This window comes from Hyalangium sp. (genome assembly GCF_045802625.1).
In the GTDB taxonomy this organism is placed as follows: Bacteria; Myxococcota; Myxococcia; order Myxococcales; family Myxococcaceae; genus Hyalangium.
The window spans coordinates 43625-59798 of record NZ_JBJMQP010000259.1 but is presented as its reverse complement, the minus strand read 5'-3'; the positions used below and the strand labels follow the sequence as shown (position 1 = coordinate 59798).

Genomic DNA, 16174 nt, shown 5'->3' with positions numbered 1-16174 from the left:
GCTCAGCCCCTCCAGCCCTTGCGCAGCATCTCGAAGGACACCCACAGCAACACCAGCACGAAGAGCCCGCGCAGCCAGGTGCTCTTGATCTTCGACAGGTACCGAGAACCCGCGAAGGCGCCCAGCGTCACGCCCACGCACACGGGGCCGGCGATGAAGGGATCAATGTCGCCTCGCGCGAAGTAGACCCCGGCGCTGGCCGCGGCCGTCACGCCGATCATGAAGTTGCTGGTCGCCGTGGAGACCTTGAGGGGCAGTCGCATGGCCAGATCCATCGCCGGCACCTTGAGCGAGCCCGAGCCGATGCCCAGCAGCCCGCTCACCGTCCCCGCCACGTACATCAGGCCCAGGCCCGTGGTGGGGCGGCAGACGCGGTACTCCACCTCGCGGCCCAGGGACTCATCCCAATAGCTCCCGTGGAGGTTCAGCCGGTCAGCGAGCGCATCCGGCGGCGGGGCGCTCTGCGCGCCTCCGCCCATCTTCCGCATCATGGCCACCGCGGAGTAGGCCATGACCGCGCCGAAGGTGATGTAGAGGCCCCGTCCCCCTACCACGCCCGCGAGCAGCGCTCCCGTCAGCGCGCCCGCCGTCGTGGCCAGCTCCAGAAACATGGCCACGCGCAGGTTGGCCATCCGGTCCCGCACATAGGCGGCGGCCGCGCCGCTCGAGGTGGCGATGACGGAGATGATGGAGGCTCCCACCGCGTAGCGGATGTCCACCTTGAGCAGGAGCGTGAGGACGGGGACCAGGATGATGCCGCCGCCCAGTCCGAGCAGAGAGCCCAGCAGGCCTGCTCCGATGGAGAAGGCGAGCACGGCGGCGGTGAAAGCAAAGGGAGTCATGGGACGGGCAGGCACATCCTTCCGTAGCCGCTGCTCGGGCACAATCACGGCGCGCGTGGGGGGCGCGGCCTGCCACCTTGCCTGCTTCGCATCTTGTACAGCATGAAACAGAGACAGCTCTGCGCTTCAGGGCGCGTGCGGGGCTGAAGCCGGTGGAGGAGCGCCCGCCTCGGGAGGGGCTTGAGGCTTGGGGTGCTGGCCCTGGTCCGTCTCGGAGCCACTCCCGCCGGTTCCTGAAGGCACCTGGGGCAGCGGCCAGCCCTCGAACATGGGCCAGCCCCGATAGTACGCCCCGGAGTTCGACTGGGGGGAGTCTGGGGCTCCCTGCTCCGGCGGGGCGGTGGTTCCCTGGACGCTGGGCGGACTGGAAGGCTCCTGGGCCTCGGGATGCTCGGAGGGCCGTGTCCGGATCAGCACGACGGTCAGCACCACGCTCAACAGGCCCATGAGGATGATGCCCCACACGCGCGTGCGATCCTCGGCCGGCTCGGTGTCCACGGCTGCCATCTCAGAAGCGCCCCTGCTTCAACACGTCGCTCTTGGAGATTGTGCCGAGCAACTGCCGGGCATGATCCACCACGGGCAGCCGCTCGAGGGCCGTCTGCGAGAAGCGCGTGGCCACCTCGGCCAGGGAGAGATCCGGCGTGATCGGGTGGATGCGCCGGTCCATCACGTCCGCCGCGATGGTGGCCCCCAGCAGCGAGTGGTCTGGCAGGTGGCCCTTGAGATCATCCAGGGCGATGGTCCCCAGGTAGCGGCCCTCCTCATCGGTGACATAGAGGTCCGTCCCGGGTGGCTGCTCCAGCAGCAGCACGACCACCTCCTGGAAGGAGGCGGACGGCGAGACGCGATCTCGCACGGGCGTCAGCAGGGCGCGAGGCCCCTCCTCGCGCAGCCAGTCGGGGACGCTGGCGGGGATCCGCACGTTGCGGCGGTTGAGCACGGAGGTGTAGAGCGACTCGGGCTCGAGCTTGCGGCTGATGACCGTGGACAGGAACGCCCCCAGCATCAGCGGGAGGATGAGCCCGTAGTCGCCCGTCAGCTCGAAGATGATGAGGACGGCGGACACGGGAGCGTGGGTGGTGCCCGCGAGCACGGCGCCCATTCCGAGCAGGGCATAGGCGCCGCTCGGCGCGCCTCCCGGCCAGAACATCTGCAGGAGCTGCCCGAAGGCGCCGCCCAGCAGCGCTCCATAGAAGAGCGAGGGTGTGAAGAGCCCGCCCGGCACGCCCGCGCCCGCGCACAGCGAGGTGGCCAGCAGCTTGGCCAACGGCAGCACCAGCAGCAGCAGCAGCGAGAGCTTCCCCAGGAGCGCCGCGTTCACCGCGTCATAGCCATTGCCCAGCAGGTGCGGCAGCCAGATCGCCGCGATGCCGACCAAGGTCATGGCGAAGAGGGGCAGGAAGGGCGAGAGCTTCCGGGGGATGCGATCGAGCAGATCCGACAGGACGTTGATGCCTCGCACGTAGAGCGCGGAGGCCCCGCCCAGGAGGACGCCCAGCAGCATGGCCAGCCCCAGCTCGCGAGGGTGCAGCAGCTCGTAGCGCGGGATGACGTAGCTGGGGTGGCTGGAGATGAGGATGCGCGAGACGAGCGTGGCCACCACGCACGCCACGACGATGGGACCGAACAGCTCCAGGGCAAACGAGCCGAGCAGTACCTCCAGGCCGAAGAGGGCTCCGCCGATGGGCACGTTGTAGGCCGAGGCCACGCCCGCCGCCGCGCCACACGCCACCAGCAGCCGGGCTTGCCCGGGCCCCAGCCTCAGCCTCTTCGCCAGGGCGGAGCCGCTCGCGGCGCCTGTCTGCAGCAACGCTCCCTCGCGGCCCAGCGGAGCCCCGAGCGCCACCGCGACGATGGAGATGAAGCCTCGGAGCAGCGCCCGGGGCAGCGGCAGGCGTCCGGATTTGACCCAGATGGACTCGATGATGCCGGCGGTGCCGTGCCCTCGCAGCGGCTGGCCGATGATCAGAGACACCAGGGACACCAGGGCGCCGCCCAGCACGGGCACGAGGAAGCGCCGCCACGCTGGCGCGGACTGAACGCCGGACAGGAACCCCTCCACGTCGCTGCTCCAGAAGAGGTGCTGGGCGACACGGAGCACCTTGAGCAGGACCACCGCGCCGAGCCCCGAGATCAACCCCACCAGCGCGACGAGCAGCCAGAAGCGGCGCTCCGCCCGCACCAGCTCGCGCAGGAGTCTTCGGGCCCGGAGGCGGAAGCCCAGGAGGGGCTCCAGCCCGGGTGCAGGTCGCGAGAGCGTAGCCACGCCATGCAATCTAGGGAGCACAGGCGGCCCGTGCCGACTCCCGCTCGCATGCCTGTCTGCTGTGCGCCCGGGGCGACGGGCGGGGCGGCTCCCCGAGCGGGCCAGGGGGCTGGGCAGCAGGACTTGCATCCGTGTCTTGCCGCTCGTGGCAGGAGGGTGCTAGCGAATCGCCTGCCCTATGCGCCTCTCTTGCTCCCTGTCCGTGGTGACCCTGTCGTTCCTCTTGCTCGCCGGCTGCGACAAGGAGGGCAAGGACTCGAAGTCCGCTGCGGCCGGCGCATCGGAGGGCATGCCCAAGGGTACGCCCGTGGTGACCTTCGATGGGGGCGGCGTCACCCTCGAGCAGCTGCAGGGCTACATCGCGCAGATGAACCCAGCGGCGCGCACCCGTGTCGAGACCATCAATCAACAGCGAGAGTACGCGCAGGGGCTGGCGCGCTTCGAGCTCTTCGTCGCCGAGGCGCGACGCCGGGGGTTGGAGAACGAACCGGAGGTGCGGGAGGCGATGAAGCGCGCCATGGTGCAGCAGCTGCTGATCAAGGAGTTCGACGAGAAGGCGCCGCCCATCACGGACGAGGAGCTCTCCGCCTACTACGAGGCGCACAAGGCCGAGTTCGTCCAACCGGCCCGTGCGCGCTACTCGCACCTGCTGGTGCCGGCGCCCAAGGGCAGCCCGGACCGGGCCGCGAAGAAGAAGCTGGCGCAGGCGCTGCTGGACAAGGCGAACAAGCTCCAGCCGCTGGACTTCGACGCCTTCGACACGCTGATCGCCCAGGCCTCGGGCAACCCGGCCGCGAAGCCCGCCGAGGCGGACACGCACCTGGTCACCCCCGACGAGCTGAAGGCTCGGCTGGGAGAAGAGGTGGCCGCCGCCGCCAGCAAGCTGAAGCAGCCGGGAGATATGTCGCCCGTGGTGGAGTCCGACACGGGCTTCCACCTGCTCAAGCTCACGGACGTGCGGCCCGAGAAGAACCAGTCCCTGGGCTCGGTGAGCGCGCAGCTGCGCACGCGGCTGGCTCGCGAGAAGCGGGACGCGCGCGTGGGGAAGTTCACCGAGGAGCTCCAGGAGCGCGCCCACTTCAAGACGGACGAGGCGGCCCTGCAGAAGCTCAAGGTGGATCTCCAGGCGCCGCAGGCGGCTCCCTCGGGCCCCATGCCCGGCTTCCTCCCCACGCCGCCGCCCACCCGGTGAGCGTGGCTGAAGGCACATCCGAAGCAGGAGGCCTGGAGCTGCTGCGCCGGTTCGTCTCGTTGCAGGCGGAGCTGGTGAAGGCCTGGATGCAGTTCCACCCGGAAGCGCTGGACCCGTGGGCGGCCAAGCGCATTCCTCGCCATGGTGAGCTCACTGTCCGAGGCGAGCGCTGGCGCTTCCAACGTCATGGCGCCGGAGTGGGCTTCCAGGGTGAGGAGTCCCGGTGGACGGTGGAGGTACACCGGGCGGTGGGCACGCCCGAGGTGTTCGATGCGTGGCGGCTGATGGTGTACTTCGAGTCCCTCAACGTGAACACCGTTCGGATGGGAGCCCGGGACTTCCCCACGGACGACGAGCGCTCCCTGGAGCAGTGGCTGGTGGCGCTGGAGGGGCTGGGCCTCGTCGAGCGCGAGCGCTCGGGAGTCCGGATGTGGAGGCTCACCCGCTCGAACTGAGGGGATGAGACAATAGGGAACTCACGCCTGTGGCATCGCGCAGGTGTGCAAATCTCGCAGCACCTTCTTGGCCTCGACCACGAGCGCCTGACCCTTGGTGCCCTCCGGAATCTTCGCGATGAGCTTCATGTCCGGAGTCAGCCGGTACACGCCCTTGGAGCGCTGCACCAGCATGGCCACCTTGGGCCCGTCCAGCAGCGCGTCCGCGCCCAGCGTCACCACCAGCCGCCCGGCGCCGGACTCCAGCGCCCGTAGCCTCAAGTCGCGCATGTCGATCTTCAGCAGTGTGATCTCCGAGAGGTTGTCCACCTCGTCGGGCGCCTCGCCGTAGCGGTCCACCAGCTCGGCGCGCAGATCCGTCGCCTCGTCCGGGTGGCTGGACTGGGCGAAGCGCTTGTAGAACACCAGCCGCTGGTGCACGTCCGGCACGTAGTCGTCCGGGATGAGCGCCGCCAGGGGCAGGGTGATCTCCGGCTCGATCTGCGTGCGCGGCGGCTGGCCTTGGAGCTCCGCCACCGCCTCCTCCAGGAGCTGCGCGTACATGTCGAAGCCGATCTCCGCGATGGCTCCGGACTGCTTCTCGCCCAGCAGGTTGCCCGCGCCGCGGATCTCCAGGTCATGGCTGGCGATCGAGAAGCCCGCGCCCAGCTCGGTGAAGTTCTGGAGCACCTCCAAGCGCCGCTGCGCGTCCCGGGTAATCGTCCGCCGCGTTGGCACCAGCAGGTACGCGTACGCGCGCTCCTTGGAGCGGCCCACGCGCCCGCGCAACTGGTAGAGCTGCGCCAGGCCAAAGGCATCCGCCCGGTTGACGATCATCGTGTTGGCGCTCGAGATGTCGATGCCGCTCTCGATGATCGAGGTGCACAGCAGCACCTGGTACTTCTTCTCGGTGAACTCCAGCATCACCTTCTCGAGCTGGCCCTCGCCCATCTGCCCGTGCGCCACGCCGATGGTGATGTTCGGCACCAGCTCCCGGAGCAGCCGCTCCATCGAGGCGATGGACTGCACCCGGTTGTGCACGAAGAACACCTGCCCGCCGCGAGCCACCTCGCGCTCGATGGCCTCCTTGAGGACGGGCGGATCGAACTTCATCACGAAGGTGCGGATCGCCCGCCGGTCCTCGGGCGGCGTGGCGATGATGCTCATGTCTCGCACGCCGGACATGGACATGTGGAGCGTGCGCGGAATGGGCGTGGCCGTCAGCGTGAGCACGTCCACCTGCGTGCGCAGCCGCTTGAGCTGCTCCTTCTGCTTCACGCCGAAGCGCTGCTCCTCGTCCACCACCAGCAGCCCCAGATCCTTGAAGGCCACGTCCCCGGCCAGCAGCTTGTGCGTGCCGATGAGGATGTCGACCTTGCCCTCCTGGGCGCGCTTGAGAATGGCCCGCACCTCGGGCGGCTTCTTCATCCCGGAGATCACCTCCACGGTGACCGGGTAGTCCTTGAAGCGCTTCTTGAAGGACAGGAAGTGCTGCTGCGCCAGCACCGTGGTGGGCACCAGCACCGCCACCTGCTTGCGATCCAACGTGGCCTTGAAGGCGGCGCGCATCGCCACCTCCGTCTTGCCGTAGCCCACGTCGCCGCAGACCAGCCGGTCCATGGGCATGGACTTCTGCATGTCCGCGAGCACGTCCTCGATGGCCTTGGCCTGGTCTGGCGTCTCCTCGAACTCGAAGTCCGCCTCGAACTGGTGGAAGTAGCGGTCCGGCGCGGAGAAGGCGTGGCCCGGGTGCGCCTTGCGCGCGGCGGCGATCTGCAGCAGCTCCGCCGCCATCTTGAGGAGCTGTTCCTTGACGCGCTTCTTCGTCTTCTCCCAGCTCGCCGTGCCCAGCTTGTCGAGCTGGACCTTGCTCGGATCCCCGCCGGTGAACTTCTGGATGAGCCGCATGCGGCTCACCGGAAGGTAGATCTTGTCCTTCCCCGCGTACTCCAGGACCAGGAAGTCTCCGGGCACGCCCTGCACCTGCATCTTCGTCAGGCCCGCGTAGCGGCCGATGCCGAAGTCGCTGTGGACGATGAGGTCGCCTTCCTTGAGATCCTGGAAGCCCGCGCCGAAGGCCTCCATCTTCTTCGAGCGCCGCACGCGGCGCCGGGCCCGGACGCCGAAGATCTCCTCGTCGGCCAGCAGGGCCATGCCGCCCGAGCCGTCCACGAAGCCGTGGCTCACCTCCAGCGGAAACAGGTGCGCGGAGACGGAGGGCTCGTACAGCTTGCCCGCATCCTCGAGCGGCTCCTCGTGGATGCGGACCATCACGTTGCGCTCCAGCAGCAGGCGCTTGAGCCGGTCCGCCTGGCTCAGCGTGCCGCACGCGATGGCGCAGGCGACTCGCAGCTCCCTCCAGCGTTGCAGCCGCTCCACCAGCGGCGTGAGGGCCCCCTCCTCGCCATGGTGGGCCAGGATGGCCTCGCGCAGATCCTGGGTCGTGCCAAAGGCGAAGAGCACGGGAGGCTGCTCGGTCGGGGTGAGCGCCAGCCCTCCGCCCTCCAGCACGCGTGCTCCGGCAAGCTGCGCCTCCGCCTGCTCGCGCGTGAGGAAGTGCTCCGAGGGCGGGAACGTCAAGTCCTGCCGCTCGTCCGCCGCTTGGAAGGAGCGCTCCAGCTCCGCCCACAAGTCGCCCGCCGCGCGGTCCAGGCCCACCGGATCATCGAAGTAGAAGAGCGGATCCTTCGTCCACAGGCGCAGGTAGTCAAAGAGCGTGCCCAGCCCGCCCTCGAAGAAGCCGGGCAGCAGGCCTTCGAGCCCAAAGCTGGGCAGGCCCTCGCGCAGCGCCTCCAGCCGCTCGCGCAGCTTGATGGTGGGCAGGTTGATGCGGTCGGCCACGGCGCGGGCGGCGGCCTCGGCGCGCGGGCGGGTCTGCTCGGTGAGCATCGCCTCGCGCGCCGGCACCAGGTACACCTGCTTGATCGAATCCACCGTGCGCTGGTTGTCCGGCTCGAACGTCCGGATGGACTCGATGGTGTCCCCGAAGAACTCGAGCCGCACGGGCCGCTCGTAGAGCGGGCTGAAGACATCCAGGATGCCGCCGCGCACCGAGAACGTCCCTGGATCCTCCACCAGCGGGCTGGACTGGTAGCCCATGGAGGCGAGCTTGCGAGCCAGCGAGTCGCGATCGAAGTCCTGGCCCACGCTCACCAGCGCGGACAGCGAGCTCATCACCGGCGGCGGCAGCACCTTGCGCAGCAGGGCGCGCACGGAGATCACCAGCGCCGGGAAGCGCGTGCCCTGGCTCAGCTGGAAGAGCGCGCCCAGGCGCTCGCTAATGGCGGTCGGCTCGGGGGACAGCTCGTCATAGGGCAGCACCTCGTCCGCGGGCAGGCGCAGCACGCGCGGATCCAAGGCGGTGCCGTTGCCCCCCAGGAAGAAGGCTAGATCAGACGCCAGGGCGTCGGCTGCCTCCTCGTCCACCGCCACGCAGACGAGCGGCGTCTTCAGACTGCGTGAGAGGCGAGCGAGCACATAGCCACGGGCGGCGCCCTGCACGCCCTGCGTCCGTACACGGCGCCCGGGCTGGAGCCGCTCCAGCGCCTGCGCGAAGGGGTCTCCCACCGCGGGAGGAGCACCGCGCAAGGCCTCGACGCCCAGTCTTTGACCGAAGGGAGTGTCCATCGTGGAACCGAGCCAACGCCTATAAGAGGCCGCCTGGAGCGGGTCAACGAAGACTGAGCACCGGGCAGGCTGGCGACAAATGTTCGGCTTTCTCGCTGTGTCTGCCAGCCACCATCCCTGGCACACCCAGGGGCCGGGCGGTTTTCCAGGCAGGGGGCGTCAGCGATAAGCTAGAGGGTAGGAATCGGGGGCGCCGCGAGGCGAAGACATGCGATCCTGGAGCGAGCCAGTTTCCATCTACGGCGACGCGTCCGCAGCGGACGTCTGGGTGCTACTTCGGGCGCTGCGATCGCCCGAAGGGCGCATCATTGACTTCGAGTGTGTGAGCGCCTCCCCGGCCCGTGAGCACCTGGGAGTGCTCGGGTTGCTGCCCACTCCGGGGCTGCGGCTCTTGGACGAGGCGCCGTGGGTGGGTGAGTGCAGCCTCTTTGATGCCTGTGTGCGAGTGGCGGAGCGGCAGGTGCCGGAGCAGGAGCGTTACGGCCGAAGCACTCCGAAGGGCATGGCCTGGCTTCAGGCCCGGCTGGCTCCGTGCGAGGGCGGCCTCACCTTGTTCCTGGAGGACTCCACCCGGCGGGCGGCGGCCGAGGTGGCGCTGCGCCGGGATCGAGATCTGCTCCACGCCGTCATCGAGAGCACCACGGACGCGGTCTTCGTGAAGGATCTCTCGGGGCGCTATGTCCTGCTCAACACCGCGGCGGCGCGGGCCTTCGGCCGCCCCCTCGCGGAGGTCCTGGGGCATACGGATCTGGAGTTGATGGGGGCGCAGGCCGCCGCGGCGACGGTGGCGCATGATCGGGCGGTGTTCGACTCGGGACAGACGGCCACCTATGAGGACGCGGATGGCGGCCCGGGCTTCGGCTGCATCTGGCAGTCCATCAAGGGCGTGCTGCGTCAGCCGGATGGGGCGGTGTACGGCCTGTTCGGCATCAGCCGGGACATCACCGTGCGCCGGCGGCAGGAGGAGGAGCGGGAGCAGGAGGGGCGCTTCCGCGAGCGCTTCATTGGCGTGCTGGGGCACGATCTGGGCAACCCGCTGGCCGCCATCCGCCTGTCCTCTGCCGCCCTGCTCGCGCGCGACACGCTGACGCCGGAGGTGCGGCGCGTGGTGCAGCGCATCGATTCGAGCGCGGAGCGCATGGCCCGGCTGGTGAGGCAGCTGCTGGACTTCACGCGGGCGCGCATGGCGGGCGGCATCCCCCTGCGCCCGAGGGACGTGGCATTGGACGACGTGTGCCGCCGCATCATCTCCGAGCTGGAGCTGGCCCACCCGGACCGGGACATCCACCTGGAGGTGCGAGGTGACTGCCGCGGCTTCTGGGACGAGGAGCGGATGGCCCAGGTGCTCTCCAACCTGGTGGCCAACGCGCTCCAGCACAGCACCGCCGGCACGCCGGTGAGCGTGCGCCTGGAGGGGTTGCCGTCCCTGCAGCGCGTGGAGGTGCACAACACGGGGGCTCCCATTCCGGAGTCCCTGCGCGCCCGCCTCTTCGAGCCCTTCCACCACTCCGAGAGCGCCGCGGGCAAGCCGCCCAAGGCCGGAGGGCTGGGGCTGGGGCTCTACATCGTCGCGCAGATCATCCAGGCTCACGGCGGCAGCGTGGAGGTCTCCTCCACGCGGGAGGAGGGCACCAGCTTCATCCTGCTGCTCCCGCGCTCGGTGCCGGCGCCGAGCGGCACGGTGGAGGACTCCACCTCCAAGCTCGAGCAGCCGGGCGAGAGGTGCGCGTAGCCGGCTCAGACGCGGGAGTCGCCCAGGTGGATGGGGCGGCCGCACAGCAGCATGGTGGTCCGCAGCATGCGCTCGGCGCCCAGCCGCTGCAGCTCCTTGGCCAGGAAGGGGTGGTGCGGCATGAGCTTGTCCAGCACCACCCGCTCCAGCTTCAGCAGCAGGCACGGCGTCGTGGCTCGGACCGTGGCGGTGACCAGCTTGCTGCGCAGCAGGGAGATCTCCCCGAACACATCCCCCTCGATCAGATCCGGGTAGGGCGTCTCGTGGCCGTCCACGTGCGGGTGCAACACGGCGCAGCGGCCCCGCAGCACTAGGTAGAGCGCGTGGCTGGACTGCCCCCGGACGAGGATCTCCTCGCCGGCCTTGACCGTGACGGGAGTGAAGGCCGTCGCCACCGTCTTGCGCAGGGACTCCGGCCAGCCGGCGAAGAGGGGGTTGCTGCGCAGCACGTTGGCCAGCAGCCGATCCTCGTAGAGCCGCTGGAGGATCTCGGCCAGCTGGGGGTAGCGCCCGGCGATGCTCTCCATGCGCTCGCGGGAGAACTCCAGCAGCACCGTCTCCTTCGTGGTCATCACGCTGGACAGCCGCGGCCCCTCGCACAGCAGCGCCAGCTCCCCGAACAGCTCGCCCTCGCCCAGCTTCGCCAGGGTGATGGGCTGGCCCTGCTCGCACTGGCGCGTCACGCTCACCTCGCCCTCGGCGATGATGAACATGGAGCGGCCCGGGGTGCCCTCGCGCACGACGAGCTCTCCTGGCGCGTACTGGTGCCGCTCGACGCCCGCGAGCACCTCCAGGAACATCTCTCGCCCGAGCGAGGAGAAGAACGGGATGGGCGCCATCGGCGCGAGCGCCGCCTCGCCCCCCTGGGCCGGCGCGAGCCGCCGCACCTTCGCGAGCCCCGAAGGAAGGGCCGTGGGCTGCTCCTGGGACGCCAGGCCGCGGGGCTGCTCGTGTCGGCCGTGCAGCTGGACCAGCAGCGTCTGGGTCCGGGTGTGCCTCGGATCGAGCTGGAGGATGACCTTGCACACCGCGATGGCGCGCAGCAGCCACCCCGTCTTCGCCCACGCCTCGGCCACCGCCTCATACTCGGTGATGGCCTCGGCGGTGCGCCCCAGCCGCTGGAGGATCTCGGCGGCCTTCTGCCGCCACACGGGCTCGTGCGGCGCCTTCTGCGCCACCGCCTGGAACAGCTCGAGCGCCGCCTTCAGCTCCCCCTGGGCCAGCAGCTCCGTGGCCTTGTCCTTGGCGCGGCGCAGCAAGGACCGGGCCGCGCTCTCCAGCTCGAACTCGGCGGCCTCGTGCCGCGAGGGCGAGCGGCCGCTCTGGAGGCGCTCGGAGGTGGAGTGAGGGGCCTGGGAAGCAAGGGACAGGTCTCGGAGGGTCCTGGGCATGGGCAGCTCCACGGGGCGAGGGTTGATGGTGCTACCGTAGAACTCCCCCCGGAGAGGCGCTGTGAGCCAGTTCACAGCCTGGCAGTGAGCCCGCGCACAGTCTTCAGGTATGGCCCGGCCAATCATCTCCTGGCATCGGTTCGTTCTCGCAGGCCTTGCACTTATTCTTTCGAGGGTCCGCACCTATTTGAGATAGGGATCAGGGACCCCCGTGGATGGAGGAAGTGAAGCCATGTCGTACGCACCGCTTCTGGCCAAGATTTCCTTCTTCGAGAACCTCCAGCCAGAGGAGTTGGAGCACCTGTCCACCGTCCTGCGCTCCCGGCGCTATGCCAAGGGCGAGGTCATCTTCCACCAGGGGGATGTGGGCACGGCGCTCTACATCCTGCGCAAGGGCCAGGTGGCCATCCGCCTCAGCTCCGAGGATGGCAAGGAGGTCATCCTGGCGCTGCTGGATCGCGGCGACGTGTTTGGCGAGCTGGCGCTCCTGGATGACGAGCCCCGCTCGACGGACGCGGTGGCTCGGGAGGAGGTGGACCTGCTGAGCCTCCAGCGGGAGGACTTCCGGAAGTTCCTGGAGGAGCGCCCCCAGGTGGCCATGAGGATGCTGTCCTCGCTGAGCCGGCTGGTGCGGCGCGTCACCCAGCTGGTGCATGACACGACGTTCCTGGATGCGCGCACGCGCCTGGTGCGCGTCCTGCTGGATCTGGCCGAGAACCAGGGCCAGCCCGCGGCCGAGGGCGTGGTCATCACCCAGAAGCTGACCCAGACGGAGCTGGCCAACCTGTGCGGGCTCACCCGGGAGAGCACCAACAAGTGGTTGCGCTTCTATGTGCGCGAGGGCCTGCTCTCCTACGAGGGAGGGCAGATCACCCTGGTGCGGCCCGAGCGGCTCGGGCAGGAAGCGGAATGAGCCCCTGGCGCCTGCCGCGCCTCAGGTGAGCAGGGTGCGCCAGTCCAGCCGGTAGAGCGTGAGGGGCTCCGCTTTGCCCTTCACCAGCACGGGGGGCAGCTTCGTCAGTGGCCAGGAGCGCTCGCGGGTGCGCTGGAAGGTGGAGTCGGAGATGCAGATCTCCCCATCCGAGGCCGCGCTGCAGATGCGGCTGGCCACGTTGGTGGCGTCTCCGATGGTGGCGTATTGCAGGTACTGCTCGGAGCCGATGTTGCCCGCGGCCACGCGGCCCGTGTTCAGCCCCACGTGGATCTTCAGCTCCGGCTTGCCCTGAGGCTTCCACCGGGCGTTGAGGTCCGCCAGCGCGTGCTGCATCTCCACCGCCGCGCGCAGCGCCCGGTCCGCGTCGTCGGGCTGGGGGAACGGCGCGCCCCAGATCGCCATCAGCGCGTCGCCGATGTACTTCTCCAACGTGCCCTCGTGGCGGAAGACGATGTCCGCCATCACCGGGAAGTACTCGTTGAGCAGATCCATCACCTGCATCGGATGCAGGGTGGAGGACAGCGAGGTGAAGCCGCTGATGTCCGAGAAGAGGACCGTCACCTCCGTCTCCACTCGCTCGAGCGGAGCGCCCTGGGTGCTCTGGAGCTTCTTGATGACGGGGGCGGGGAAGAAGCGCAGGTAGGTGTTGCGCAGCACCGCCTCCTCCGCGAGGCGCTGGGAGAGCATCGAGCTCTCCAGGGCAATCGCCGCCTGGTTGGCGAAGGCGGTGAGGAACTCCAGGTCCTCCTCGGTGAAGCGGTTGGCCTGGCTGAGGTTGTCCACGTAGAGCACGCCCAGCACGTCGTTGTGCGGCTTGAGCGGCACGCACATGGAGGCGTGGATGGACTGCATCATCACCGACGAGGCCCCCTCCAGCCGCGGATCCTGCAACGCATCGGCGAAGAGCGCCGCCACGCTGCGGCTGCGCACGTACTCGATGATCTGCTGGCTGGCGAAGGGCCCGGAGGGCTCCTGGCCCGAGGAGAGCCGGGCCACGCGGGGGCGCAGCGTGTTGGTGGCGGGGTCCACCAGGAAGATGGCCGCGCGGTCCACCTCCAAAATCTGGAACACCAGCTGGATGATGCGCGAGAGCAGCTCGTCGATGGCGCCCAGCGAGGAGAGCATCTGGCTGGCCTTGAGCAGCACCTGGAGCTTCGCGGCGGCGCGGCTGTCCCCGGTGGGCTTCTGCCGCACCTTCAGCACGGAGCTGCCGGGCGTGTGCTCCGACAGGAGCAGATCATCCATCGAGGCCGGAGAGAAGCGCGTGCGCAGATCCTGGATGCGCGAGGGCTTCGGTTCGCTGGCCGGCAGCATCAGCTTGAAGGTCACCTCCCCGCAGCGAAAGGTGTCTCCCGGCTTCAGCTCGCGGTGCTCCACCTTGGAGTCGTTGACCCACGTGTGGTTCTTGCTGCCGAGATCGAAGAGCAGCACCCGCTCGCCCTGGCGCTCGAGCCGCGCGTGCTTGCGCGACAGGCTGGCGTGGAGCACGCAGACGCTGTTCTCCTCCGTGCGCCCGATGGTCGATACCCCTTCAGGCAGCGGGATGACCCGCTCGGTGAGCAGGCCTGGATTCATGATGAGCCACATGGTCACTCCGGGGAGTCAGTCGAGATCGAACCGAGCGGTGGGCTATTAGTCAGGCTTGCTCGCCGCCATGAGGGGCTCCTCGCTCTCGGAGGGCGAGACGGCGGAGGCCGTGGAGTCCGCGGCGGTGGGGGGCACCACCCTGCGGCCCACCACCTCGTGGACCTTGAGCGGAGCGCTCACCCCGTGCAGCGGGCGCTCTCCGGCCGCCATGCACTCGAAGCCCGAGTCCAGCCGGCCGCTGAGGTTGTCGCGGATGAGGATCTGATCCTTGCCCGCCATGGAGGATAGCCACGCCGCCGTGTTCACCACGTCCCCGAGCACCGTGTAGTCCAGCCGCCCCAGCGCCCGGGCGCCGATGCTGCCCGAGAGCAGCTCGCCCGAGTCCAGGCCAATGCAGACGCCATGCGCATAGGGGGACTGCTCGCCGCCGCGGAAGGCCATGGCCCGAAGCTGCTGGCGCACCGAGAGGCACGCATCCAGCGCCCGCCCCAGGTGCCCCTGGCCCCGGAACACCGCCATCACCGCATCCCCGATGAACTTGTCCACCACGCCGCCCCGCGAGGTCAGCTCGGGGACGATGACCTCGAAGTTGGCGTTCAGCCGCCGGATGGCCGCCTCGGGCTGCTCGTTGCGGATGACGGGGGCGAAGTCCTTCATGTCGATGAAGGCCACCGTGGCCTCCACCCGCTCTCCGGCCATCCCCATGGGCGCGCGCGCCGTGGACAGCACGCGCTCCACCACGCCGCCGTGCACGAACATCCGCAGCAGATCATTCTCCTCGGTGGAGCGCAGCATCCTGCGCATCTCGCCCACGTGCTTGAGCGTCTTCTCCAGCGTGGTCTTCAGGTCCTGGAAGTTGATGGGCTTGACCAGGAAGTCGAAGGCGCCGCGGTTCATCGCCGTGCGGATGTTGCTCATGTCGCTGTAGGCCGAGACGATGATGACCTTGACCAGCGGGTGCACCTCGCCCACCCGGCCCAGGAAGGTGAGCCCGTCCATCTTCGGCATGTTCAGGTCCGACAGGATGGCGTCGGTGTCCGGGTGCAGGCGCAGCATCTCCAGCGCCTCCTCGCCGTTGGCGGCGAAGATGAACTCGTAGACCGAGTCCTGGATCTGCTTGCGGAAGCGCTGCTTCATCACCAGCGCCATGTCCGGCTCGTCGTCGACGATCAAGATCTTCGAGGCGCGGGTGGGCCGCCCAGTCAGCAGCAGCGTGGAGAAGGCGGCGGCCATCTCGCGGGCGGAGGTGAAGCGCTGGCAGGGATCGGCCGTCAGGGCGCGCGAGAAGAACTCATCCGCCTCCGGCCCCAGCTCCGGCACGACGCTCGAGGGAGGGATGGGCGCGGCGGAGGCGCCGGTGCGCAGGGCCTCGAGCGCGTCCGCCGAGAAGGGGAACTGGCCGGTGAGCAGCCGGTAGAGCACCACGCCCAGGGACCAGAGATCGCTGCGCGGATCGACGTTGCGCTGGCCCTGCATCTGCTCGGGGCTCATGTAGCGGGGAGTCCCCGCCAGCTCCTTGCCCTCGGACGGGGAGTCGGCCCCCACGTCCAGCAGGGCCAGCCCGAAGTCGAGGACCTTCACCACCTCCTCGCCGTCGATGCGGGCCAGGAAGAGGTTGGCGGGCTTGAGATCGCGGTGGATCACCCCAGCGGCGTGGGCCGCCGTCAGCGCCCGCGCCACCTGGTTGAGCAGGGGCAGGATCACGGTCGGCGTGAGCCGCTGGCGGCGATCGATGAGCGCTTCGAGATCCTCGCCCTCCAGCAGCTCCATCACCAGATAGGGCACCTCGGCATCAATGCCGTAGTCGTGAATCTGCACCACGTGTGGGTTGTGCACGCGGGCGACCGCCTTGGCCTCTTGCGCGAAGCGCTGCCGGGCCCCGGGCGAAGACAGGCGATGGGAGGCCAGCAGCTTGAGCGCCACGCGCCGCTGGAGCTGCTCGTCGAGCGCCAGCCAGATGGTGCCCATGCCGCCACCGGCAATGCTTCTCTCCAGGATGTACCTGCCACCGATCGGGCGTTCCGGCATGCCACCTATCCCATGGACGGACTGGGGTAATCCCCAGACAAGAGGGAACGATTCCACTGGGAGCGTTCCAATTGGGCCGCACTATAACATGTGATTGGCGTACACTCACACACGCTGAGGACCCCCATCTATCCCAAA

Annotated in this window: 11 protein-coding genes; 4 read left to right on the top strand and 7 right to left on the bottom strand. The window is 69.1% G+C overall.

Annotated elements, in window-relative coordinates; translation table 11 throughout:
• Positions 1-2: 2 nt before the first annotated feature.
• The 3 genes from ACJ8AT_RS39915 to ACJ8AT_RS39905 all read right to left on the bottom strand — a co-directional run bounded on the left by ACJ8AT_RS39915 (position 3) and on the right by ACJ8AT_RS39905 (position 3081).
• Positions 3-842 carry a sulfite exporter TauE/SafE family protein gene (locus ACJ8AT_RS39915; protein ID WP_407743256.1) on the bottom strand — a complete coding sequence of 280 codons (840 nt, stop codon included), beginning with the start codon at positions 840-842 and terminating at the stop codon, positions 3-5.
• A gap of 126 nt (positions 843-968) precedes the next feature.
• On the bottom strand, positions 969-1349 hold the full coding sequence (locus ACJ8AT_RS39910) for a hypothetical protein (RefSeq protein WP_407743255.1): 381 nt from the start codon (positions 1347-1349) through the stop codon (positions 969-971).
• Position 1350: 1 nt separating this feature from the next.
• Positions 1351-3081: a chloride channel protein gene (locus ACJ8AT_RS39905; protein ID WP_407743279.1), complete on the bottom strand. Its 1731-nt coding sequence runs from the start codon at positions 3079-3081 to the stop codon at positions 1351-1353.
• A gap of 208 nt (positions 3082-3289) precedes the next feature.
• Here ACJ8AT_RS39905 and ACJ8AT_RS39900 point away from each other — a divergent pair, with 208 nt between their 5' ends.
• Together ACJ8AT_RS39900 and ACJ8AT_RS39895 are read left to right on the top strand one after the other, a co-directional pair.
• Positions 3290-4303 carry a peptidylprolyl isomerase gene (locus ACJ8AT_RS39900; RefSeq protein WP_407743254.1) on the top strand — a complete coding sequence of 338 codons (1014 nt, stop codon included), beginning with the start codon at positions 3290-3292 and terminating at the stop codon, positions 4301-4303.
• Between the two features lie 2 nt (positions 4304-4305).
• Positions 4306-4758: a DUF6896 domain-containing protein gene (locus tag ACJ8AT_RS39895; RefSeq protein ID WP_407743253.1), complete on the top strand. Its 453-nt coding sequence runs from the start codon at positions 4306-4308 to the stop codon at positions 4756-4758.
• A gap of 21 nt (positions 4759-4779) precedes the next feature.
• On the opposite strand, the gene mfd is transcribed toward ACJ8AT_RS39895, so the two are convergent.
• On the bottom strand, positions 4780-8364 hold the full coding sequence (gene mfd, locus ACJ8AT_RS39890; protein ID WP_407743252.1) for a transcription-repair coupling factor: 3585 nt from the start codon (positions 8362-8364) through the stop codon (positions 4780-4782).
• 208 nt (positions 8365-8572) lie between these two features.
• Here mfd and ACJ8AT_RS39885 point away from each other — a divergent pair, with 208 nt between their 5' ends.
• Positions 8573-10096 (top strand): ATP-binding protein, encoded by a 1524-nt coding sequence (locus ACJ8AT_RS39885; protein WP_407743251.1) that lies wholly within the window; start codon positions 8573-8575, stop codon positions 10094-10096.
• Positions 10097-10101: 5 nt separating this feature from the next.
• On the opposite strand, the gene ACJ8AT_RS39880 is transcribed toward ACJ8AT_RS39885, so the two are convergent.
• A complete protein-coding gene (locus ACJ8AT_RS39880; protein WP_407743250.1) occupies positions 10102-11487 on the bottom strand; it encodes a cyclic nucleotide-binding domain-containing protein in 1386 nt (461 codons plus the stop codon).
• A gap of 232 nt (positions 11488-11719) precedes the next feature.
• Between ACJ8AT_RS39880 and ACJ8AT_RS39875 the strand changes: the two genes are divergently transcribed.
• Complete coding sequence (locus tag ACJ8AT_RS39875) at positions 11720-12400, top strand: Crp/Fnr family transcriptional regulator (protein WP_407743249.1); 681 nt, start codon at positions 11720-11722, stop codon at positions 12398-12400.
• A gap of 21 nt (positions 12401-12421) precedes the next feature.
• Here ACJ8AT_RS39875 and ACJ8AT_RS39870 read toward each other — a convergent pair whose 3' ends face one another.
• Together ACJ8AT_RS39870 and ACJ8AT_RS39865 are read right to left on the bottom strand one after the other, a co-directional pair.
• Positions 12422-14008 carry an adenylate/guanylate cyclase domain-containing protein gene (locus tag ACJ8AT_RS39870; protein WP_407743248.1) on the bottom strand — a complete coding sequence of 529 codons (1587 nt, stop codon included), beginning with the start codon at positions 14006-14008 and terminating at the stop codon, positions 12422-12424.
• 45 nt (positions 14009-14053) lie between these two features.
• Positions 14054-16036, bottom strand: a complete 1983-nt coding sequence (locus tag ACJ8AT_RS39865; RefSeq protein ID WP_407743247.1) for a protein kinase domain-containing protein — start codon at positions 16034-16036, stop codon at positions 14054-14056.
• Between the last annotated feature and the right edge of the window lie 138 nt (positions 16037-16174).

Coding starts and splice junctions, on each gene's coding strand:
- ACJ8AT_RS39865 (WP_407743247.1), bottom strand. CDS start 16,036: ATGCCGGAACGCCCGATCGGTGGCAGGTACATCCTGGAGAGAAGCATT.
- ACJ8AT_RS39910 (WP_407743255.1), bottom strand. CDS start 1,349: ATGGCAGCCGTGGACACCGAGCCGGCCGAGGATCGCACGCGCGTGTGG.
- ACJ8AT_RS39880 (WP_407743250.1), bottom strand. CDS start 11,487: ATGCCCAGGACCCTCCGAGACCTGTCCCTTGCTTCCCAGGCCCCTCAC.
- ACJ8AT_RS39915 (WP_407743256.1), bottom strand. CDS start 842: ATGACTCCCTTTGCTTTCACCGCCGCCGTGCTCGCCTTCTCCATCGGA.
- mfd (WP_407743252.1), bottom strand. CDS start 8,364: ATGGACACTCCCTTCGGTCAAAGACTGGGCGTCGAGGCCTTGCGCGGT.
- ACJ8AT_RS39870 (WP_407743248.1), bottom strand. CDS start 14,008: ATGTGGCTCATCATGAATCCAGGCCTGCTCACCGAGCGGGTCATCCCG.
- ACJ8AT_RS39875 (WP_407743249.1), top strand. CDS start 11,720: ATGTCGTACGCACCGCTTCTGGCCAAGATTTCCTTCTTCGAGAACCTC.
- ACJ8AT_RS39885 (WP_407743251.1), top strand. CDS start 8,573: ATGCGATCCTGGAGCGAGCCAGTTTCCATCTACGGCGACGCGTCCGCA.
- ACJ8AT_RS39900 (WP_407743254.1), top strand. CDS start 3,290: ATGCGCCTCTCTTGCTCCCTGTCCGTGGTGACCCTGTCGTTCCTCTTG.